Annotated in this window: 16 protein-coding genes; 6 read left to right on the forward strand and 10 right to left on the reverse strand. The window is 71.7% G+C overall.

Going from position 1 to position 18,922, the window contains the following annotated elements:
• The 5 genes from AF1_RS06850 to AF1_RS06870 all read right to left on the reverse strand — a co-directional run.
• The coding region (locus tag AF1_RS06850; protein ID WP_067794159.1) for a sporulation protein at nt 1-1,306 on the reverse strand (1,306 nt) is incomplete at its 3' end.
• 193 nt (nt 1,307-1,499) lie between these two features.
• Entirely contained in the window at nt 1,500-2,864 is a 1,365-nt protein-coding gene (locus tag AF1_RS06855; RefSeq protein WP_067794160.1) for a M16 family metallopeptidase, read from the reverse strand.
• Entirely contained in the window at nt 2,861-4,117 is a 1,257-nt protein-coding gene (locus tag AF1_RS06860) for a M16 family metallopeptidase (RefSeq protein ID WP_067794161.1), read from the reverse strand. The genes AF1_RS06855 and AF1_RS06860 overlap by 4 nt, the downstream gene beginning before the upstream one ends.
• Nucleotides 4,118-4,315: 198 nt before the next feature.
• Nucleotides 4,316-4,669 (reverse strand): STAS domain-containing protein, encoded by a 354-nt coding sequence (locus tag AF1_RS06865; protein WP_067794162.1) that lies wholly within the window; start codon nt 4,667-4,669, stop codon nt 4,316-4,318.
• A 112-nt stretch (nt 4,670-4,781) separates the two neighbouring features.
• Nucleotides 4,782-5,420 (reverse strand): ATP-binding protein, encoded by a 639-nt coding sequence (locus AF1_RS06870; RefSeq protein WP_084262520.1) that lies wholly within the window; start codon nt 5,418-5,420, stop codon nt 4,782-4,784.
• A 269-nt stretch (nt 5,421-5,689) separates the two neighbouring features.
• Between AF1_RS06870 and AF1_RS06875 the strand changes: the two genes are divergently transcribed.
• Nucleotides 5,690-6,511 (forward strand): helix-turn-helix domain-containing protein, encoded by an 822-nt coding sequence (locus tag AF1_RS06875; RefSeq protein ID WP_084262527.1) that lies wholly within the window; start codon nt 5,690-5,692, stop codon nt 6,509-6,511.
• A complete protein-coding gene (locus AF1_RS06880; protein WP_067794219.1) occupies nt 6,511-6,762 on the forward strand; it encodes a DUF397 domain-containing protein in 252 nt (83 codons plus the stop codon). Before AF1_RS06875 ends, AF1_RS06880 begins: the two co-directional genes overlap by 1 nt.
• 139 nt (nt 6,763-6,901) lie before the next feature.
• Here the strand turns inward: AF1_RS06880 and AF1_RS06885 are convergent, their stop codons facing one another.
• Nucleotides 6,902-8,671 (reverse strand): serine/threonine protein kinase, encoded by a 1,770-nt coding sequence (locus AF1_RS06885; RefSeq protein WP_165488388.1) that lies wholly within the window; start codon nt 8,669-8,671, stop codon nt 6,902-6,904.
• Between the two features lie 160 nt (nt 8,672-8,831).
• On the opposite strand from AF1_RS06885, the gene AF1_RS06890 reads away from it, so the two are divergent.
• Nucleotides 8,832-9,467: a TetR/AcrR family transcriptional regulator gene (locus tag AF1_RS06890; RefSeq protein WP_067794165.1), complete on the forward strand. Its 636-nt coding sequence runs from the start codon at nt 8,832-8,834 to the stop codon at nt 9,465-9,467.
• 81 nt (nt 9,468-9,548) lie between these two features.
• On the opposite strand, the gene AF1_RS34155 is transcribed toward AF1_RS06890, so the two are convergent.
• Complete coding sequence (locus AF1_RS34155) at nt 9,549-9,731, reverse strand: hypothetical protein (protein ID WP_131732678.1); 183 nt, start codon at nt 9,729-9,731, stop codon at nt 9,549-9,551.
• A 358-nt stretch (nt 9,732-10,089) separates the two neighbouring features.
• Between AF1_RS34155 and AF1_RS06895 the strand changes: the two genes are divergently transcribed.
• Nucleotides 10,090-13,467 carry a pyruvate carboxylase gene (locus AF1_RS06895; RefSeq protein ID WP_067794166.1) on the forward strand — a complete coding sequence of 1,126 codons (3,378 nt, stop codon included), beginning with the start codon at nt 10,090-10,092 and terminating at the stop codon, nt 13,465-13,467.
• Between the two features lie 23 nt (nt 13,468-13,490).
• Here the strand turns inward: AF1_RS06895 and AF1_RS06900 are convergent, their stop codons facing one another.
• Entirely contained in the window at nt 13,491-14,114 is a 624-nt protein-coding gene (locus AF1_RS06900) for a TetR/AcrR family transcriptional regulator (protein WP_067794167.1), read from the reverse strand.
• A 97-nt stretch (nt 14,115-14,211) separates the two neighbouring features.
• Here AF1_RS06900 and AF1_RS06905 point away from each other — a divergent pair, with 97 nt between their 5' ends.
• Complete coding sequence (locus AF1_RS06905; protein WP_067794168.1) at nt 14,212-15,210, forward strand: RNA polymerase sigma factor; 999 nt, start codon at nt 14,212-14,214, stop codon at nt 15,208-15,210.
• Nucleotides 15,211-15,283: 73 nt separating this feature from the next.
• On the opposite strand, the gene AF1_RS06910 is transcribed toward AF1_RS06905, so the two are convergent.
• A complete protein-coding gene (locus AF1_RS06910) occupies nt 15,284-16,234 on the reverse strand; it encodes a threonine/serine dehydratase (protein ID WP_067794169.1) in 951 nt (316 codons plus the stop codon).
• A 168-nt stretch (nt 16,235-16,402) separates the two neighbouring features.
• Here AF1_RS06910 and AF1_RS06915 point away from each other — a divergent pair, with 168 nt between their 5' ends.
• Nucleotides 16,403-17,593, forward strand: coding sequence for an FAD-dependent monooxygenase (locus tag AF1_RS06915; RefSeq protein WP_242608844.1), 1,191 nt, complete (start codon nt 16,403-16,405; stop codon nt 17,591-17,593).
• On the opposite strand, the gene AF1_RS06920 is transcribed toward AF1_RS06915, so the two are convergent.
• On the reverse strand, nt 17,587-18,903 hold the full coding sequence (locus AF1_RS06920; RefSeq protein WP_407642220.1) for an RNA polymerase sigma factor: 1,317 nt from the start codon (nt 18,901-18,903) through the stop codon (nt 17,587-17,589). The genes AF1_RS06915 and AF1_RS06920 overlap by 7 nt on opposite strands.
• Nucleotides 18,904-18,922 lie beyond the last annotated feature (19 nt).

Below are 18,922 nucleotides of genomic sequence, written 5' to 3' on the forward strand. Positions count from 1 at the left end.
GCCCCGGCCCGTACGGCCCGGGCGGCGCCGGAGGCGGCGCGACGCCGGGCGGGACCTGCCCCGGTGCGGGCATCCCACCGGGTCCCGGCGGCGCGGGCGGAGGAGGGGCGCCGTGGGGGAGATGGCCGGGTGCGGGCGCGCCGCCTGGGAACGGGGGTGGCGGGTTGCCCTGCGGCGTGTGGCCTGGTGGGGGTGGCGGGCTGCCCGGCATTGGGGGGTGGGCGGCGTGACCGGGCATGGGCGCGTTCATCGGCGGGGTGCCCGGGGGCGGCGGAGGGAAGGCGGGGCCCTGGCCCTGACCGGGGCCCGGCGGGTAGCCGGGGCCTGGACCGGGCGGGGCCATATGGCCGGGGGCGTGCATGGCGGCGGGTGCCTCGCCGGGGGCGGGTGCGGGCGGCGGGAACTGGGCGTTGCCCGGCCGGCCGTACGCGCCGGGGCCGCCGTAGGACGCGGCGGCCGGTTCTCCCGGCGACGGCGGCGGGGGAGGGAAGGGCGCGGGGTCGCCGGGTGGCGGGAGGGGCGCCTGCCCGGGCGGGGGACCGCCCGGCCGGGACGAGCGCGGGAGCGCGGCGGCGGCCTCCAGCCACTCGCCGATCTTGGCGTTCCAGTCCGTCTCGGCGGCCTCGGCGTGCGCGACCTGGAACACGCCGAACGACTCGTCCCGCGGGGTGTCGCGGTCCTCGGCGCGCAGCACGAAGGCCATGCTGCGCGGGCTGGCGACGAAGCTCAGCCCGACCTTGTCGATCCGTCCCTGGTAGGCGGGCGGCGGGTTGAGGTGGATCTCCTGGTGGAACGGCAGCCGCTGGGCGACGCCCCGCAGTTTCGACGACTCGAACGTCACGTTCGTGATCTGGAAGCCGAGCCGGGCGATCGCGGCCAGGGCCCACTGCTGGGACTCCAGCGGCTCCACCGAGATCGGGTCGATGTCGCCGGGGTCGGGCTGCCCGGCGGCGTCGACCTCGGTGCACATCCCGATCGTGAAGCCCGGCAGTTCATGCCCGAGGACGGTGGTGAACGGCAGCTCGTACGGCAGCGGGATCGAGAACGCGAGGTCGCGCTGCTGCGCGGCCTCCAGCCGGAAGCCGCGGGTGAGGGCGCCCCGGTACACCTCGGGGCCCGCGGTCTCGCCGCCGTGGCCGTTCCGCATGCGGGGCATGAGCGCCAGCGTCACATGCCGGATCTCCACGGGACCGGAGCCGCCGCGCAGGTGCACCTTGCCCGCCACGACCCCGCCGGGCTTGCAGTTCGGCTCCGCGAGGATCGTGTCGACGGACGGACCGCCGCCCGCCATCTGCCCGTAGGACACCGGCCGTTCCCTTCTCCAGACCGCGAGGACGTCCTCCTCGCCGCACTCCAGCCCGCGCGCCCGGGGCCACGCAAGTTAGATCTACTTCACCATGCCATCGGTTCACCCCTGAAGCGGAACCTCGAATCTCCCTCCCGCCGCCGGCGGCGGGCCGTTCCCCCATGGTCGGTGAACCGCCCGCCGGCCGGGATGGTCACTCCTCCTTGGCGGTCACCGTGACGGGGGCGTAGCCGAGCTTCTCCAGGGGTTCGCGGATCTGGGACGCGTCGCCCACGGCTATGACGGTCAGGGCCTCCGGGTCGACGTGCTTGCGGTAGGCGCGGGCCACGCCCTCCGGGGTGGAGGCGCGGACGGCGGCCAGGTAGGCGCTCGGGTAGCCCGCGCCCAGCCCGTTCGCGGACGCGTCGGCCAGTTCGGCGGCCACGGACCGGGCCGTCTCGTACTCGGCGGGCGCCCGGTCGGCCAGCGCGCGGACGGACGAGCCGTGCTCCTCCGGGTCGATGCCGCGGGACACGACGCCGCGCAGTTCGGTCAGCGCGTCGGCGACGGCGTCGGCGGTGACCTCGGTGTGGACGGCGCCCTGGGCGATGAAGAGGCCGCAGTGCCGCATCCGGAGCAGGCCCGCCCGCATGCCGTAGGTGTAGCCCTTCTCCTCGCGCAGCACCGCGTTCAGGCGGGATGTGAGGCCGCCGCCCAGCACGTGGGCCGCGACTGTGAGGGAGGGCCAGTCGTGGTGCGAACGGTCGGGGACGCCGTGCCCGAAGCTGAGGTAGGTCTGGACGGACCCGGGACGGTCGACGACGACGATGCGCGCCTGCGACTCGGGCATGGTCCGGTCGGCGGTCGGCAGGTGCTCACCGGTGTTCGCCCAGCCCTCCAGGGCGGAGGCGAGCGCCGTGTCGGCGCCGGTCCCGGAAAGGTCACCGGCGACGACCACGGTGCCCTCGGCGGGCACCACCGAGCCGTAGAAGCCGCGGATGTCCGCCCCCTGCAGCGCGCCGACCGAGGAGCGGCCGCCGCCCGTCGGGCGCGACGCGCGGGCCGCGGAGGGGAACATCACCGCGCGCAGTTCCCGCATGGCGCGCGTGCCCGGATCGGCGTCCTCCTGGGCGATCTCCTCCAGGCGTTCGCGGACGAGCCGCCGCACGTCCGCGTCGTCCATCGCGGGATGCCGCACGACCGTGGAGAACAGCTCCAGGGCGGCGCCGAGGCGGGAGGTCGGCACGTCCAGCGCGACCCGCAGCGCGGTCAGGTCGGCGTGCGCGTAGAAGCTGGCGCCGAGCCGTTCGAACGCGGCGGTCAGCGCGGTGCCGCCGCCCGGCTCGGTGCCCTCCATCAGGGCGTGCGCCGCGAGCGTCGCGACGCCGTCGAGCCCGGCCGGTTCGCGGCCCGCGCCCGCGTGCAGGACGAGCCGGACCGCGGCGAGGCGGCGGCCGGGCAGGTCGCAGCGGAGCGTCGCCGGGCCGGCCGGGACGCGGCCCTCGACGCCGGCCGGGAACGCCCAGGCCGGGACGGGACCGGGGACGGGACGGGGCTGCAGTGCCAGGCCGCTGCTCACGAGGTGCCTCCGTAGGTCAGGGCGGTGCGGGCGCCCGGGGCGAGCCAGCGGCCCGCCATCCGCTTGATCTCCTCCCCGGTGACGGCGGCGGCGCGTCCGGGGGCGGTGAAGACCCGGGCCGGGTCGTCGAACTGGGTGGCGTTCTGCGACAGCGCGTTGGCCAGGCCGGTCACCGTCTCGGTCTGCTCCAGGAAGCCGCGTTCGGCCTGCGCGGTGGCGCGGGCGGTCTCGTCGGCGTCCGGCCCCTCGGTGGCGAGCCGTTCGAGCTCCTCGTCCAGCACGGCGGCGATCTTGTCGGGCTCGGGCCCGATGGCGTCCACGATCGCCAGGGACGGGCCGGAGGCGAGCCGGGTCACCCCGGCCCACACCTCGGTGGCGATCTGGTCGCGCCGCACCATCCGGTCGTAGAGGCGGGAGCCGGAGCCGCCGCCGAGGATCTCGACCGCGAGCTCGGCCGCCTCGACGTCGTCGCCACCATCGGTGGGCAGCGTGAACATCGCGAAGTAGGCGGGGGACGGGACGTCCTCGTGCAGGGTCTCCTCGCGGACGCCCGCCAGCGGCCCCAGCTCGCCGGGACGCGCGGCGGGCTGCTCCGGGCCCGCGGGGAGGCCGCCGAAGTAACGTTCCACGGCCTCGATGGTCTTGGCCGGGTCGACGTCGCCCACGACGGACAGCACCGCGTTCCCCGGCGCGTACCAGGTGGCGAAGAAGTCGGTGCAGTCGGCGAGGGTGGTGGCGTCCAGGTCTTCCATGGAGCCGATCGGCGTGTGCGCGTAGGGGTGGCCCTCGGGGAACGTCAGCGCGCACAGCCGCTCGAACGCCGTCCCGTAGGGCTGGTTGTCGTAGCGCTGGCGGCGTTCGTTCTTCACCACGTCGCGCTGGTTGTCGAGGTTGGTCTGGGTGAGCGCGGCGGGCAGCGTGCCCATCCGGTCGGCCTCCAGCCAGAGCGCCAGCTCCAGGTGGCTGACCGGCACCGTCTCGTAGTAGTTCGTGCGCTCGAACGACGTGCTGGCGTTGAACGTGGCGCCCGCGCTCTCCAGCAGCGCGGCGTGCTCGCCTTCGGCGACGTTCGCCGAGCCCTGGAACATCAGGTGCTCGAAGAGGTGGGCGAGCCCGGTCCGGCCGGGCCGCTCGTGCCGTGAGCCCACCCCGTACCAGATGTTCACGGCGGCCAGTGGTACGACGTGGTCTTCGCAGACCACCACGCGCAGGCCATTGCCGAGCGTGTGCTCATGCAGCGGCTGTTCTGCCACGGAGCGCTCCCGTCCGTTTCGGAGTTGCGGCCGGCACCGCGCGTCGGTGGGACGTGCCCCGGCGGCGGGCTTGGGCGGCGGGCTTGATCTCGGTCTCACCGTACCGGGTATGTCCGGCGGGGGGCGTGTCCGCGCGAACCTGTGGATAACCCGCCCAACGAAGTGGTACAAGCAGGGACGAAAGGGAGCGAAGGTGGGTCAGCGGGTGGCGGACTCGTGCGCCGCGATGGCGTCCTCCAGTGACCGGTGCAGGACAAAGATCTTGGTGAGCTGGGTGACGTGGAAGACCCGGCGCACCCGGTCGTTGACGCCCATGAACGACATCGAGCCGTCGCGTGCGCGGAGCCGGTGGAAGATGCCGACCAGGACACCGAGGCCGGTGGAGTCCAGGAACGTCACCTCGCTCAGGTCGATGACAAGGTGCAAGCCGCCGCTGTCGATGATGTCGAGCAGGGCTTCCCGCAGCCGGGGGCTGGTGAAGACGTCGATCTCGCCGCTGATCTTGACGACTGTGAGGCCGTTTTCGACGCGGTGCTCGACGGCGAAGTCCACGGGGTGCTCCTCTCGTCCGCTCGTCTCGTCGGGCCCGGTCGGGTGCCCGCGGGGGAAATGAATAGCTACCCCTGTCGCGCGCCGTTACGCCCGTCGGTCAAGTACGTCCCCTCTAAGGGGAACGGAACAATGCCCACACCATCTTGCCGCGGCCCAGAGCCCTCCAGCCCCACCGGACGCTGAACGACTCGACGAGGTGGAGCCCGCGCCCCGTCTCTGCGATGAAGTCGGGTTCCTTACGGCGCGGTGCCGCCCGGCTGGCGTCCATGATGCCGCAGAGGAGCCAGGGAGCCTCGTGGGCTATGCGCAGCCTTATCGCGGACGGAGCGGAGCCCAGCGGGTCGGCCGGGTCGCTGTACACGCCCTCGCGGTGCACGTCGACGCCCGGCCGCCCGCATGGGTTCCCCCCTCCGCTGTGCCGTAGCGCGTTCGTGACGAGCTCGGAGACGACGAGGCCGACGTCGTCGGCGAGTTCGGTGAGATGCCATTCGGCGAGCCGGGCGAGGGCGAAGTGCCGGGCCTCGGTGACCGATTCCGGATCGGGTGCGACCGTGAAGGACACCGTGGACCCGCGCAATTCGGTCAGCGCCGTGACGGCGATGTCCAGCCGCGGGGGCAGGTCCGTGGACTCGGGAACGGGGATGGCCTCGGGAACGGGCGTCGATCGCCCAGTGTGATCCAGTGAGCCTGCCGGCCCCGCGACAGGGCCGAGCTCCCATCGCGTGTCGTCGTGCGCCTGGCGTGACGTCATTCCACCGGACCCCGCAGAGTGATCTCGTTGTGCAGCCGTGGCTCGGAAGTCTCGTGCGTTATCCTACGCATCGTAGCGTGCGAATGCAAGGCCCAATGCACGTGCATCCGGGTGTCGGGTGCGGGGTGACGCGGAGCGCACACGGGCGATCGGAGGTAACCGCAGGACACTCAGCCCAGTGGCACACTAGGTTCGCTGTCCGCCGAATAGCCGGGAGGTTGGGCGTGACTCCAGAGACGCCGGGAAGCGGGTCGACGGTACGTCGAATCCTGCTCGGGTCGCAGCTGCGCCGTCTGCGCGAGCAGAAGGGCGTGACCCGTCAGGAGGCCGGCTACGTCATCCGTGCGTCGGAGTCGAAGATCAGCCGCCTCGAACTCGGCCGGGTCAGCTTCAAAGAACGCGATGTGGACGACCTGCTCACGCTGTACGGCGTCAGTGACAAGGTGGAACGCGAGGCGCTGCTACAGCTTGCGCGGGAGGCCAACACCCCCGGTTGGTGGCACCGGTACAACGACGTGCTGCCCGGCTGGTTCCAGACCTACGTGGGCCTGGAGGAGTCGGCGGCGCTGATCCGCACATATGAACTGCAGTTCGTCCCGGGACTGCTGCAGTCGGAGGGGTATGCGCGTGCGGTGATCCGCCTGGGCAACGCCGGAGCCGCCGAACACGAGATCGACCAGCGCGTGGACCTGCGCCTGCAACGACAGGAACGTCTCACGGGCCCGGACGCGCCGCGCCTGTGGGCCGTGGTGGACGAGGGGGCGCTGAGACGTCCCATCGGCGGCCCGGAGGTGATGCGGGGCCAGTTCGAGCACCTCATCGAGATGTCCAAGCTGCCCAACGTCACCATCCAGATCATGCCGTTCAGGTTCGGGGGCCACGCCGCCGAGGGAGGGGCCTTCACCATCCTGCGCTTTCCCGAGCAGGACCTGCCGGACGTGGTTTACGTCGAGAACCTCACCGGCGCGATGTACCTGGACAAGCGCGACGACGTCGACACCTATCTGCAGGCGATGGAACGCCTGTGCGTCGACAGTGCGACCCCGGAACGCACCGTCGAGCTTCTCGGTGATCTTCTCAGAGAGACATGATGCTCCAAACCGATTACGACAACGGGATGCCCGCCGCCGAGCTCCTCGGGGCACAGTGGCTGAAGTCCCGGCGAAGCAACTCCCAGGGGAACTGTGTGGAAATCGCCGAACTGCCCGGCGGGCGGGTGGCGATGCGAAACTCCCGCCATCCCGACGGTCCCGCCCTCATCTACACCCGCCCCGAGATAGAGGCGCTGATCCTTGGAGCCAAGGACGGCGACTTCGACCATCTCATCGTCTCCCGTAGCTGAACCACCTCGGGAAAACCGCCAGTCAGCCGAACAGCGGCGGGTCGGCTCCGGAGCACCGAACGTCGACCCGGCCGCGGACACGCAGAGGCCACCCCAGGCGTGGGGGTGGCCTTTTCGCTCGGATTCGGTTCGCTCGGATTCAGCCGCAGTTGCCGTAGGGCGCGCTGCGGCCGTTCCCGCCGAACCGGACGCACGCCCCCGGCGCCTTCACGTACACGGCCCCCGCATACCAGGCGAAGGACCCGCTGTCGGCGATGGGGCCGCCGCCCTGCTTCTGGATCCACACCGACACCGGAGACTTCTTGCCGACGTTCTGCGTCTTGATGGTCACAGCGCAGTTGTAGGTGGAGCCGTTGCTGTAGAGCAGGTAGGCGACGCCGCCAGAGACGCTCAACGAACGCTGCACGTAGTAGCCGCTCCCGTGGCCGCCACTGTTGCACACCTGCTGCGCTGTGTACTTGTTGGGCGGCTCCTGGACGGGTGTGGAGCCGCCGCCTCCTCCGCCTGTGCCGTTCGTGGGCTTCGACTCGTTCGGCCGAGTTGGCTTGGTGGACGAGTTAGGGGACGTGGGGTCTTCGCTCTTGTTGGTCTGGGGCTGCCCCGGCTTCTTGGCCGGGTTCTGTGCGGCGCCGCCGGCGGCGTTCGCGGCCCCGGCGGGCTCCTGCGCGCCCTGGTTCTGGTCGGCCGCCGCGCCCCGCCGTTCCCTGCCCTCGTCGTGCCTGTCTCCGGTCGCGGCCCAGACCGCACCCCCTCCGATGACGACCGCCGCGACCGCGGCCGCGGCGACGATCGGCACGAGGAGGCGTCCGCGCTTCCCGCCGCCTGAGCCCTGACCCGGGCCGGGAGGGGGCGCGTCGGGTGTCTGGAAGGGGGTGAGGGGCGGCGGCTGCGGCGCCGTCCGGCTTCGGACGCCGGACGGGTCCGTGGCGTGCTCCGGAGGCAGGACGGCGCCCGCCATCACGGAAGGAGAGGCATGCGGGTCCGTCGAACCCTGCGGCGCGGGGCCGTCCGCGGGGAGCCCGGGGAAGGCGGGCGGCGGCGGAATGGGCGATGCGGCCGGCGGTGCGCCGCTGGCGGCGCCGACCAGGCGTTCCTGCGCCTCGCGCGCGGTCGGACGCTGCGCGGGTTCCTTGGCCAGGCACGCCAGGACCAGCTCCCGCAACGGGCTCGGCAGGTCGCCGAGATCAGGCTCGCCGGTCAGGATGCGGTGCATGACCGTGGCCATCTCGTCATTGCCGAACGCGGGATGCCCCGTGGCGGCGAACGACAGGGTCGTGCCCCAGGCGAACATGTCGGCAGCGGGTCCGACCTCGCCGCCGGTGAAGTGCTCGGGCGCCATGTAGGCAGGGGTGCCGACGTTCTGCGTCTCACCGGCCGCGCCCAGCGCGCGCGCCACGCCGAAGTCGATGACGCGTGGCCCGTCCGGTCCCATCATCACGTTGTGGGGCTTGAAGTCGCGGTGGACGATGCCGGCCTGATGGATCGCGGTGAGAGCGGTCAGGGTGCTGATGGCGAGGCGTTCGAGCGCACCGCCCGTGCGGGGGCCTTCCGTCCGCACGACATGGTGCAGGGACAGGCCCGGCACGTACTCGCTGACGATGTAGGGCTGATCCCCGGCGACGTCTGCGTCGAGCACCTGCGCGGTGCAGAATCTTGCGACGCGCTTGGCGACCTCCAGTTCACGGACGAAGCGCGCGCGGGCGGACGCGTCACCGGCGAGGCCGCCGTGCAGCAGCTTGATCGCGACATGGTCGCCGGGGCGGACCGTGCCGGCCGCGTCCGCGGGCCTGCCCAGGAAGACCGCGCCCTGGCCGCCCTCCCCGAGGCGGCCCAGGATCTCGTATCCGCCCAGCTCTTTCGGGTCCCCCGACCGCAGTGGAAGGGCGTCCGGCATCGTCCTGTCCGTCACACCACTCGCTCCCCGTCGCTTCCCGCTCATCCGCAAGACTATGGGCACATGATGGTAGGCGCTCCGCGAAGTAGTTGATCTAGCGCCTGCGGGTACCGGGGTCTCCGGCACCCGGGAATTGATGGGACCATGGTCCGATTAGCTTGGTCTGGAGACGTTGATGGACGGGAAAACCGCGGGTGGGCGGCGCGTCGATCTTGAACTGATGCGGACGCCGCCACCCAAGGAACGCGCCGATGCCGCGCGCAACCGCGCGAAGGTGCTGGACGCCGCCGCCGAACTCTTCGCCCGGCACGGGGTCGAATCGGTCTCGATGGACGCGATCGCCGCCGCGGCCGGCGTCGGCAAGGGAACCCTCTTCCGCCGGTTCGGGGACAAGGCGGGCTTGGCCGTGGCCCTTCTGAACGAACGCGAACGTGCCTTGCAGGACGCGATCCTCTCCGGGCCATCTCCACTGGGGCCGGGAGAGGGCGACACAGGGGCCTCGCCGTCTGAGCGTTTGCACGCCTTCGCCGACACCTACCTGGACTATGTCCTGGACCATCTGTCGCTCGTACGCATGTCGGAGACCGCCTCGCCAGGGGCGAGGTACCGCATTGGCGCCTACGGGTTCTGGCATCGGCATCTGACGATCCTCCTCGACCAGATGGGTGAGGCCGCCCCAGACGGCGAGGCCGTGGCCCATGCGCTTCTGGCCGTGCTCGGTGCGGAACACCTCACCGCGATGGTCGAGAGTGTGGGGACGGAACGCGCGCGCGCCGCCGTCCACAGCATCTTCGACAGGGCAGAGGGTTAGACCCACGGAGAATGCCAAGCCCCCGTGCGCCTGCACGGGGGCTTGGCATCCCCCTGGCCGGGATGCCGAGGGAACGATGCGTCAGGCCGGGTCGGGCGTCCGTCGCTCCGGACGAGACTCCACCCGGCCGTCCACTTTGCCCGGCGGACCCTCCAGGGCGTGGTTGCGTTCGAGTTGCGCCGCCACCGCGAGGGCGCGCAAGGACGTGGTCTTCACATGTTTGCGTTCACGGTTGGAACGGGTGCTGGGGATGCTGCTCGGCACTGTTCACCTCCAGGTGGTGGACATGGTGCTACCCCGTACGCCGGAGTTCGCACGGTAGTTGCAACTGCAAGATCCCTTCTCACTATTCCGAGTGATCGGCCCTTTTGTTCACGTCCGGATCCGGTTGTGGGCCCCTGGAACCGCTCAGCGCAGGAACAAACGTGCGTTTTTCGCTCTAGGTGCCATCTGGCGCTTTGTTCCCAGGTCTCGTCCGGGCCGCCGGGCCGCCGGGCCGGGTAGGTATCCGGAGATCCGGTTCGCCCGCCGGGTTGGTCACGCCACGAGCGGCTCAGCGTGGAGCCCGGGAGGCCGGCGGGTGCGGGCGGCCGCACCCGAGCCGTCTCCTGGGAGAAAAACGTTGATCAGAAAGCTGCTCGTCGCCAACCGGGGCGAGATCGCCGTGCGCGCCTTCCGCGCGGCCTACGAACTCGGCATCGCCAGCGTCGCCGTCTACGCGCACGAGGACCGGCTGTCCCTGCACCGGCAGAAGGCGGACGAGGCGTACGAAATCGGCGAGCACGGCCATCCCGTCCGCGCCTACCTGGACGTGGACGGGATCGTGGAGACCGCGTTGCGGGTCGGCGCCGACGCCGTCTACCCCGGCTACGGGTTCCTGTCGGAGAGCCCGGAACTCGCGGCGGCGTGCGAGCGCAACGGGATCACGTTCGTCGGCCCGCCGTCCCGCGTGCTGAGTCTGGCCGGCAACAAGATCGAGGCGGTCGCGGCGGCGCGCCGTGCCGGCCTGCCGGTGCTGCGTTCGGCGACGCCGGAGCCCGGACGGGAGCTGGAGGCGGCCGACGAGGTCGGTTTCCCGCTGTTCGTGAAGGCCGCGGCGGGCGGTGGCGGGCGGGGGTTGCGCCGCGTTGACCACCGCGAAGAACTGACGGCCGCGGTGGACACCGCACGCCGTGAGGCGGAGAGCGCGTTCGGTGACCCCACGGTCTTCCTAGAGCAGGCTGTGGACCGTCCCCGCCACATTGAGGTGCAGGTCCTCGCGGACGGTTCCGGGCAAATCGTTCACCTGCGGGAGCGTGACTGCTCGGTGCAGCGCCGCCATCAGAAGGTCGTCGAGATCGCTCCCGCGCCTCGCCTGGCGCCGGAGGTGGCGGAGCGGCTGTGCGAGGACGCCGTGAAGTTCGCCCGCGAGATCGGCTACGAGAACGCCGGCACCGTGGAGTTCCTCGTGGACGACCGCGGCGAGCACGTGTTCATCGAGATGAACCCGCGCATCCAGGTCGAGCACACCGTGACCGAAGAGGTCACAGGCGTCGACCTGGTGCAGAGCCAACTGCGCATCGCGGGTGGTGAGACGCTGGCCGACCTTGGCATCGCGCAAGAGGAGGTGACCGTCAGCGGCTTCGCCGTGCAGTGCCGTATCACGACCGAGGACCCCGCGAACGGGTTCCGTCCCGACACCGGCAAGATCTCGGCGTACCGGTCGCCGGGCGGCGCCGGGGTGCGGCTCGACACCGGCACCGCGTACGGCGGTGCGATCGTCTCCCCGCACTTCGACTCGCTGCTGGTGAAGCTGACCTGCCGGGGCCGGACGTTCGAGGAGGCGGTGCGGCGGGCGCGCCGGGCCGTCGCCGAGTTCCGCATCCGCGGCGTCGCCTCCAACATCCCGTTCCTGCGGGCGTTGCTGGACGAGCCGGACTTCCGCGCGGGCGGCGTCACGACGTCCTACATCGCCGACCATCCCGACCTGCTGACGGCCCGGTCGAGCGGCGACCGCGCGACGCGGCTCGTCCGGTACCTGGCGGACGTCACCATCAACAAGCCGCACGGTGAGGCGCCGACCGATCTGGATCCGGCGACGAAGCTGCCGCTGCTCGATCTGGACGGCCCGTTCCCGGAGGGGTCGCGTGACCGGCTCCTGGCGCTCGGCGCGCGCGCGTTCGCCGAGCAGCTCCGGAACCAGAGCGCCTTGGCCGTCACCGATACGACGTTCCGGGACGCGCACCAGTCGCTCCTGGCCACGCGAGTACGTACCTACGACCTGCTTGCAGCCGCGCCTTACCTGGCCCGCATGACCCCGCAGCTTCTCTCCATCGAGGCATGGGGCGGGGCCACCTACGACGTCGCGCTCCGCTTCCTGGGCGAGTCGCCCTGGGACAGGCTGGCCGCGATCCGTGAAGCCGCCCCGAACCTGTGCATCCAGATGCTTCTGCGCGGGCGCAACACCGTCGGATACACGCCGTACCCCGACTCGGTGGCGCGCGCCTTCGTGAAGGAGGCGGCCAGTACGGGTGTCGACATCTTCCGTGTGTTCGACGCTCTGAACGATGTGGAACGCATGCGTCCGGCCATCGACGCCGCGCTCCAGACCCACGCGCTCGTCGAGGGGACCCTCTGCTACACGGGCGACCTGTCGTCCCCGGACGAACGGCTCTACACGCTCGACTACTACCTGCGGCTCGCGGAGGAACTGGTCGAGGCCGGGGTCCACGTCCTGTGCATCAAGGACATGGCCGGCCTGCTGCGCGCTCCTGCCGCGCGCACCCTGGTCACGGCCCTGCGCGAGCGTTTCGACCTGCCCGTCCACCTCCACACCCACGACACGGCGGGCGGCCAGATCGGCACCTACCTCGCCGCCATCGAAGCCGGGGTGGACGCCGTGGACGGGGCCGCCGCGCCCCTTTCGGGCACCACCAGTCAGCCGCCCCTCCAGGCGATCGTGGCCGCGACCGACTTCACCGACCACGCCACCGGCATCGACTTGGACGCGCTCACCGTCATGGAGCCGTACTGGGAGGCCGTCCGCAAGCTCTACGCGCCGTTCGAGATGGGCCTTCCGGCGCCGACCGGACGCGTCTACCAGCACGAGATCCCGGGTGGGCAACTGTCCAACCTGCGGCAGCAGGCCGTCGCGCTCGGCCTCGGCGACCGCTTCGAGGAGGTCGAGCGCCTGTACGCGGCGGCTGACGCGATCCTTGGGCGGCTCGTGAAGGTCACCCCGTCCAGCAAGGTCGTCGGGGACCTGGCCCTGCATCTCGTCGCCGCCGGCGCCGACCCCGGCGACTTCGCCGAGAACCCCGACCGCTACGACATTCCCGACAGCGTCATCGGGTTCCTCAACGGCGAGCTGGGCGACCCGCCCGGTGGCTGGCCCGAGCCTTTCCGCACCAAGGCCCTTGCCGGACGCCAGTACACCCCCGCCAGAGCCAAACTGGACGGCGCCGAAGAGAAGGCCCTTGCCGGCTCCGAGGTTCGCGACACGTTGGACCGCCTGCTCTTCCCCGGGCCCGCCAAGGACTATCGCGAATCCCGTGCCGCCTATGGCGACCTCTCCGTCCTGCCCACGGGCCCCTTCCTCTACGGCTTGCGCACGGGCCACGAGGTCGCGTTCGACCTCGAACCCGGTGTCCGCGTCCTGGCAGGGCTGGAGGCGGTCGGCGACATCGACGAGGCGGGCGTCCGGCAGGTCATCTGCACGGTGAACGGCCAGCTGCGCACCCTGGCCGTCCGCGACAAGTCCGTTGTGGCGGACGTGCCGCCGGTCGAACGCGCCGATCCCGCCGAGCCCGGCCACGTCGCCGCGCCCTTCGACGGCTCGGTGACCCTCCGCGTCGCCAAGGGCGACGAGGTCGCCGCCGGTGACGTGGTGGCCACCATCGAGGCCATGAAGATGGAGGCCGCCATCACGGCCCCCGTGGCCGGCGCGGTGGCCCGCCTGGCCGTCCCCGAGGCGACCCCCGTCCAGGCGGGCGACCTGCTCCTGGTGATCCGGCCCGGCTGACCCCTCCCCGCGGTGGCGCCGGTTCAGGAGCGGACGGCGTAGGTGCTCAGGGACGGTGCCAGCAGCTCGAAGGCGGTGGCCGCCGACTTGGTGAGGGCGGCGGCCACCTCTTCGGGTGTTTCGTCGTTCAGGGTGCGGCGCAGGGTTTCCTGGAAGAGGACGCGGTGGACGGCGCCGAGCTGGGCGGCCACCAGGCGGGGGAGCGGATCGCCCGGGGCGGCGCCGGTCTCCTCGGCGAGGACGGCGGCGAGAGCGTCCTCGCGTTCCTCGTGGAACTCGCGGAGCCGGGCGGCCAGCGCCGGGCTCTCGGTGATCATGCGGGCGAAGCCGGGGCCGCCGAACCCGATCACGGGATCGTGCCGGTCGACGGCCTGCAGGAACGCGCGGCGCAGCGCGGCCAGCACCGACTCGCCGGGCGCACGCGTGGCGACCGTGCGGGCCGGCCGGCCGACGAACTCCTCGTGCAGATCGAGTGCCAGGTCCTCCTTGCGGGGGAAGTAGTTGGTCACGGTCATCTTCGCGACCTGCGCCGCCGCCGCGACGTCGGCGATCGTCACCCGGTCGAAGCCGTGCCGCAGGAAGAGGCGCGTCGCCTGGTTCGAGATGTTCTGCCTCGTCTGCTGCTTCTTCATCTCCCGCAGTCCCATGCGGGCATACTCTCATAGTTCGACCTAAAAATATCCTTGCTACATATATAGGTCCGGCCTAAGTTTATGTCGCGGGGCAGGCGGGTACCGAGATCGGGTGACCCGTTCCCTCCAGGCCGGACGAGCAAAGGACACCGCCCTGAACGCCAGCCACGCGCCGAGCGCGTCCCGCCGCGCCACCGTGAACCTCGTCGACCCGATGAAGGACTACCTGTCCCGCATCGGGCGCACCGCGCTGCTCACCGCCGAGCAGGAGGTCGACCTGGCCAAGCGCATCGAGGCCGGCCTGTTCGCCCGCCAACGCCTCGAAACCCTCGGCGACGACCTCAGCTTCCAGGACAAAGAGGACCTGGAGTGGATCGCCACCGACGGTGCGCGCGCGAAGGAGCACATGGTCGAGGCCAACCTCCGGCTCGTCGTATCGCTCGCCAAGCGCTACATGGGCCACGGCCTACCGCTGAACGACCTCGTCCAAGAGGGCAATCTTGGGCTGATCCGCGCCGTGGAGAAGTTCGAGTACCGCCGGGGCCTGAAGTTCTCCACCTACGCCGTCTGGTGGATCAAGCAGGCGATCAGCCGTGCGCTGGCCGACCAGAGCCGCACGATCCGCATCCCGGTGCACGTCGTCGAGGTGCTGAACCGGATGACGCGCGTCCGGCGGCGGATGATGCAGGACCTCGGCCGCGAGCCGACCTCGCGGGAACTGGCCGCCGAACTGGACGTCACCACCGAGAAGGTCGAGTGGCTGCGGCGGCAGGCCCGGGAGCCGGTGTCGCTGCACACCCCGCTCGGCGAGGACGGCGACGGCGAACTCGGCGACGTCATCGAGGACCCCGACGGCGGAGACCCCGCCGACGTCGTCGCGTCCTCGATGCTGCGCGGCCGGCTCGACGCCGTCCTGGAGACGCTCACCGAACGCGAGGCCGGCGTCATCTCGATGCGGTTCGGGCTGTCCGGCGGCGAGCCGAAGACGCTGGAAGAGGTCGGCAAGGTCTACGGGGTGACGCGCGAGCGCATCCGGCAGATCGAGTCCAAGGGCATGCACAAGCTGCGCCATCCCTCCCGGCGCGAGACCCTCGCCGATCTGCTCGGCTGACCCGCCCGGCCCGGTTCGCGGGCGGGCCGGGCCGCCGGCTCCGCCCGTGCCCGGCCGCTGCCGCCTCAGCCCTTCAAGGCCGGGTGACCAGGTCGGACGGATCGGTGTTGGCGCCGCACAGGACGACCATCACCCGTTCGCCCGGGGCCGGGCGGTAGGCGCCGGTGCGCAGGGCGGCGACCGCGGCGGCGGTGCCGTGTTCGACGGCCAGGCGGTACTCGTCCCAGACGAGCCGGCGGGCCTCGATGATCGCCTGGTCGGGGACGAGGACGGGCAGCACACCGGTGCGGGTCGCGACCGAGAACGCGATGTCGCCGAGCCGCGTCGCGCCGAGCGAGTCGGCGGCGATCCCCGACACCTCCACATCGACCGGGCGTCCCGCGTGCAGGGCCCGTTCGAGGGTCGGGATGGTCTCGGGCTCGACGCCGACCACGCGGGCGCGGCCTTCGAGGGCGGCGGCGACACCGGCCATCAGCCCTCCGCCGCCGACCGCGAGCAGGACGGTGTCGACCTCGCCGCCGGTCTGCTCCAGGATCTCCAGGCCGAGCGTGCCCTGCCCGGCGCAGACCTCGGGCAGGTCGTAGGCGTGGCAGAACAGGGCGCCGGTGTCGGAGGCGCGCTTGGTGGCGGCGTCCTGCGCCTCGGCGTACCGCGTTCCGACCTGGACGACCGCGGCGCCGAGCGCGCGCAGCCGGGCGACCTTCACCGCGGGCGCCGTCTCCGGGACGAACACCTCGGCGGGCACCCCCGCCTGTGCCGCGGCGTAGGCGAAGGCGAGGCCCGCGTTGCCGCCCGAGGCCGCGACGACGCCCGCGTCCGGGAGCCGGTCCCCGTCCCGCGCGGCGAGGATGTGGTTGAACGCGCCGCGTGCCTTGAACGACCCGGTGTGCTGGGTCAGTTCCAGCTTCAGCCACATCCGCCCGGCGGGCGCGACCGGGGCCGGATCGACCTCGATGAGCGGAGTGCGGCGGACATGGCCGGCGACCCGGTGCGCCGCGTCTTCGATGTCTGAACGAGAGATCACTCGGTGGTCCTCTCCGGGGCTCCGTCCTGCATCATCACCCAAACACAGTTCGGGGCTGACAGCGACCCACCGGCCTCTGTCAGCGGACGGTATGCGGCCTGTCAGCGGATGCGGGCAGCTTTGCGGACGACGCGGGAACACGTCCCGCCACTGATTCGGGAGCCGTCCATGACGAACACCTCGTCCATGAAGAACACCCCGTCCATGAAGAACAGCAGGGTCCTCATCTCCGGCGCGAGCATCGGCGGCCCCGCACTGGCGTACTGGCTGAACCGCTACGGCTTCGATGTCACGGTCGTGGAACTGATGCCGGGGTTGAGGCTCGGCGGCCAGGCGATCGACGTGCGCGGCCCGGCACTGGACGTCGCCGAGCGGATGGGCGTCCTGGACCGGATCCGCGAACAGCGCGTGGAGATGCGCGGAATGTCCATGGTGGACGCCGGCGGCGCCGAGCTTCACCGCACCGAGGAGTACACGTTCACCGGCGGCGACCTGAGCAGCCCCGACATCGAGATCCTCCGCGAGGACCTGTCGCGGATCCTCGCGGACGCGGCCGGCGAGGGCATCGAGTACCTGTACGGCGACTCGATCGCCGGGCTGGAGCAGGACGACGACGGCGTCCGGGTGATCTTCCACAGTGGGGCGATCCAGACGTTCGACCTGGTCGTCGGCGCGGACGGCCTTCACTCCAACACCCGCCGGCTGGCGTTCGGTCCGGAGCGGGACTTCCTCTCCCACCTCGGCCCCTACCTGGCGGTGTGGACGGCCCCGAACTTCCTCGGCCTGGACCGCTGGCAGATCGGCCACCGGACACCGGCCGGCAACTGGGGCGGCGTGATGAGCGTCCGGGGCAACACCGAACTCCGCGTCTTCCTGGGCTTCGAGTCCGAGAAGCCGATCGACTACGACCACCGCGACATCGCCGCGCAGAAGAAGATCATGGCGGACGCGCTGGCCGGCGGCGGCTGGGTGCTGCCCGAGCTCATCCGCACGATGTGGGACGCGAAGGACTTCCACTTCGACTCGATGGCGCAGATCCGCATGGACTCGTGGTCGAGGGGCCGGGTCGTCCTGCTCGGGGACGCCGGATACTGCGGGTCGCCGATGTCCGGGCAGGGCACGAGCATGGCCATCGTCGGCGCGTACGTCCTCGCGGGGGAGTTGAAGGCGGCGGGCGGCGACCACCGCGCCGCGTTCGCGAACTACGAGCGGGAGCTGCGCGGGTACATCGAGGCCAACCAGGACCTCGCGCTGGCCAACCGGGCGCAGGTGGAGGAGGGACGTGACGGCGAAGTCGGGATGTACGACCTCCAGGAGTTCGCGAAGGTCGTCAACTCCTACCAGGTGAAGGGCTACTGAGCGGGGCGGCGCAAGGAGGCGGCCCGCTCCAGCAGGATCTTGCGTTCGGGCGCGTTGCGGGTCAGTTCCGCGGCGCGCTCGAACTGCGTCCGGGCCTCGTCCAGCTGGCCGAGCCGGGCGAGGAGGTCCCCGCGGACGCTCGGCAGCAGGTGGTAGCCGCGCAGGGACGGCTCGTCCACCAGCGCGTCGGCGAGTGCGAGGCCCTTGTCCGGGCCGTGCGCCATGCCGACGGCGACCGCGCGGTTCAGTTCCACGACGGGGGACGGGGCGACGCTCGCGAGGACCGCGTAGAGGGACGCGATCTGTGCCCAGTCGGTGTCCTCGGCGGTGGGTGCCTGCGCGTGGCAGGCGGCGATCGCGGCCTGCAGGACGTACGGGCCGGGTGGCTCGCCGATCGCCTTCGCGCGGAGCAGGGCCGCGAATCCCCTGCGGATGAGGAGCCGGTCCCAGCGGCCGCGGTCCTGCTCCATGAGCGGGACGGGTTCGCCGGACGGCCCGGTGCGCGCGCGTGTCCGGGACGCCTGGATCTCCATGAGCGCGGCGAGCCCGTGCACCTCGGGTTCACCCGGCGCCAGTTCGGCGAGGATGCGGCCGAGGCGCAGAGCCTCCTGGCACAGGTCCGCCCGCACCCAGTCGCCGCCGCCGCTGGCCGCGTACCCCTCGTTGAAGATCAGGTAGACGACCTCCAGGACGGACGACAGCCGCGCCGCGCGGCCGGGCCCCTCGGGCACCTCGAACGGCACGCCCGCCTCCGACAGCGTCCGCTTCGCCCGGACGATCCGCTGCGCCACGGTCGGCTCGGAGACGAGGAACGCGTGCGCGATCTCCTCGGTGGTGAGGCCGCCGAGCATCCGCAGCGTCAGCGCGACCCGCGCCTGCACGGACAGGACGGGATGGCAGGCCGTGAAGATCAGCCGCAGGACGTCGTCCTCGATGTGCTCGTCGTCCGGGACGTCGAACTCCGCCGCCGGCCGCGTCTCCAGGTCGCGGCCCATCTCCGCCAGCTTGTGCTCGAACCGCCGCTCCCGGCGGATGCGGTCGATCGCGCGGCGCTTGCCGACGGCCATGAGCCAGGCGCCCGGGTTGTCCGGGACGCCTGACTCCGGCCACTGTTCGAGCGCGGCGACCAGCGCGTCCTGCGCGAGTTCCTCGGCGAGCCCGATGTCGTGCACCATCCGGGCGAGCCCGGCGATGATGCGCGCCGCCTCCAGCCGCCACACCGCGTCGATGCTCGCGTGCGCGGCGGATCCGCGCACGTCCGGCCCGTACGCGGATGATCCGTGCGCGGGGGGTTCGTCCGAAGCCGTCACGCCGCCGATGAGAGCACCC

It is taken from the genome of Actinomadura formosensis NBRC 14204 (assembly GCF_001552155.1).
GTDB lineage: Bacteria > Actinomycetota > Actinomycetes > Streptosporangiales > Streptosporangiaceae > Spirillospora > Spirillospora formosensis.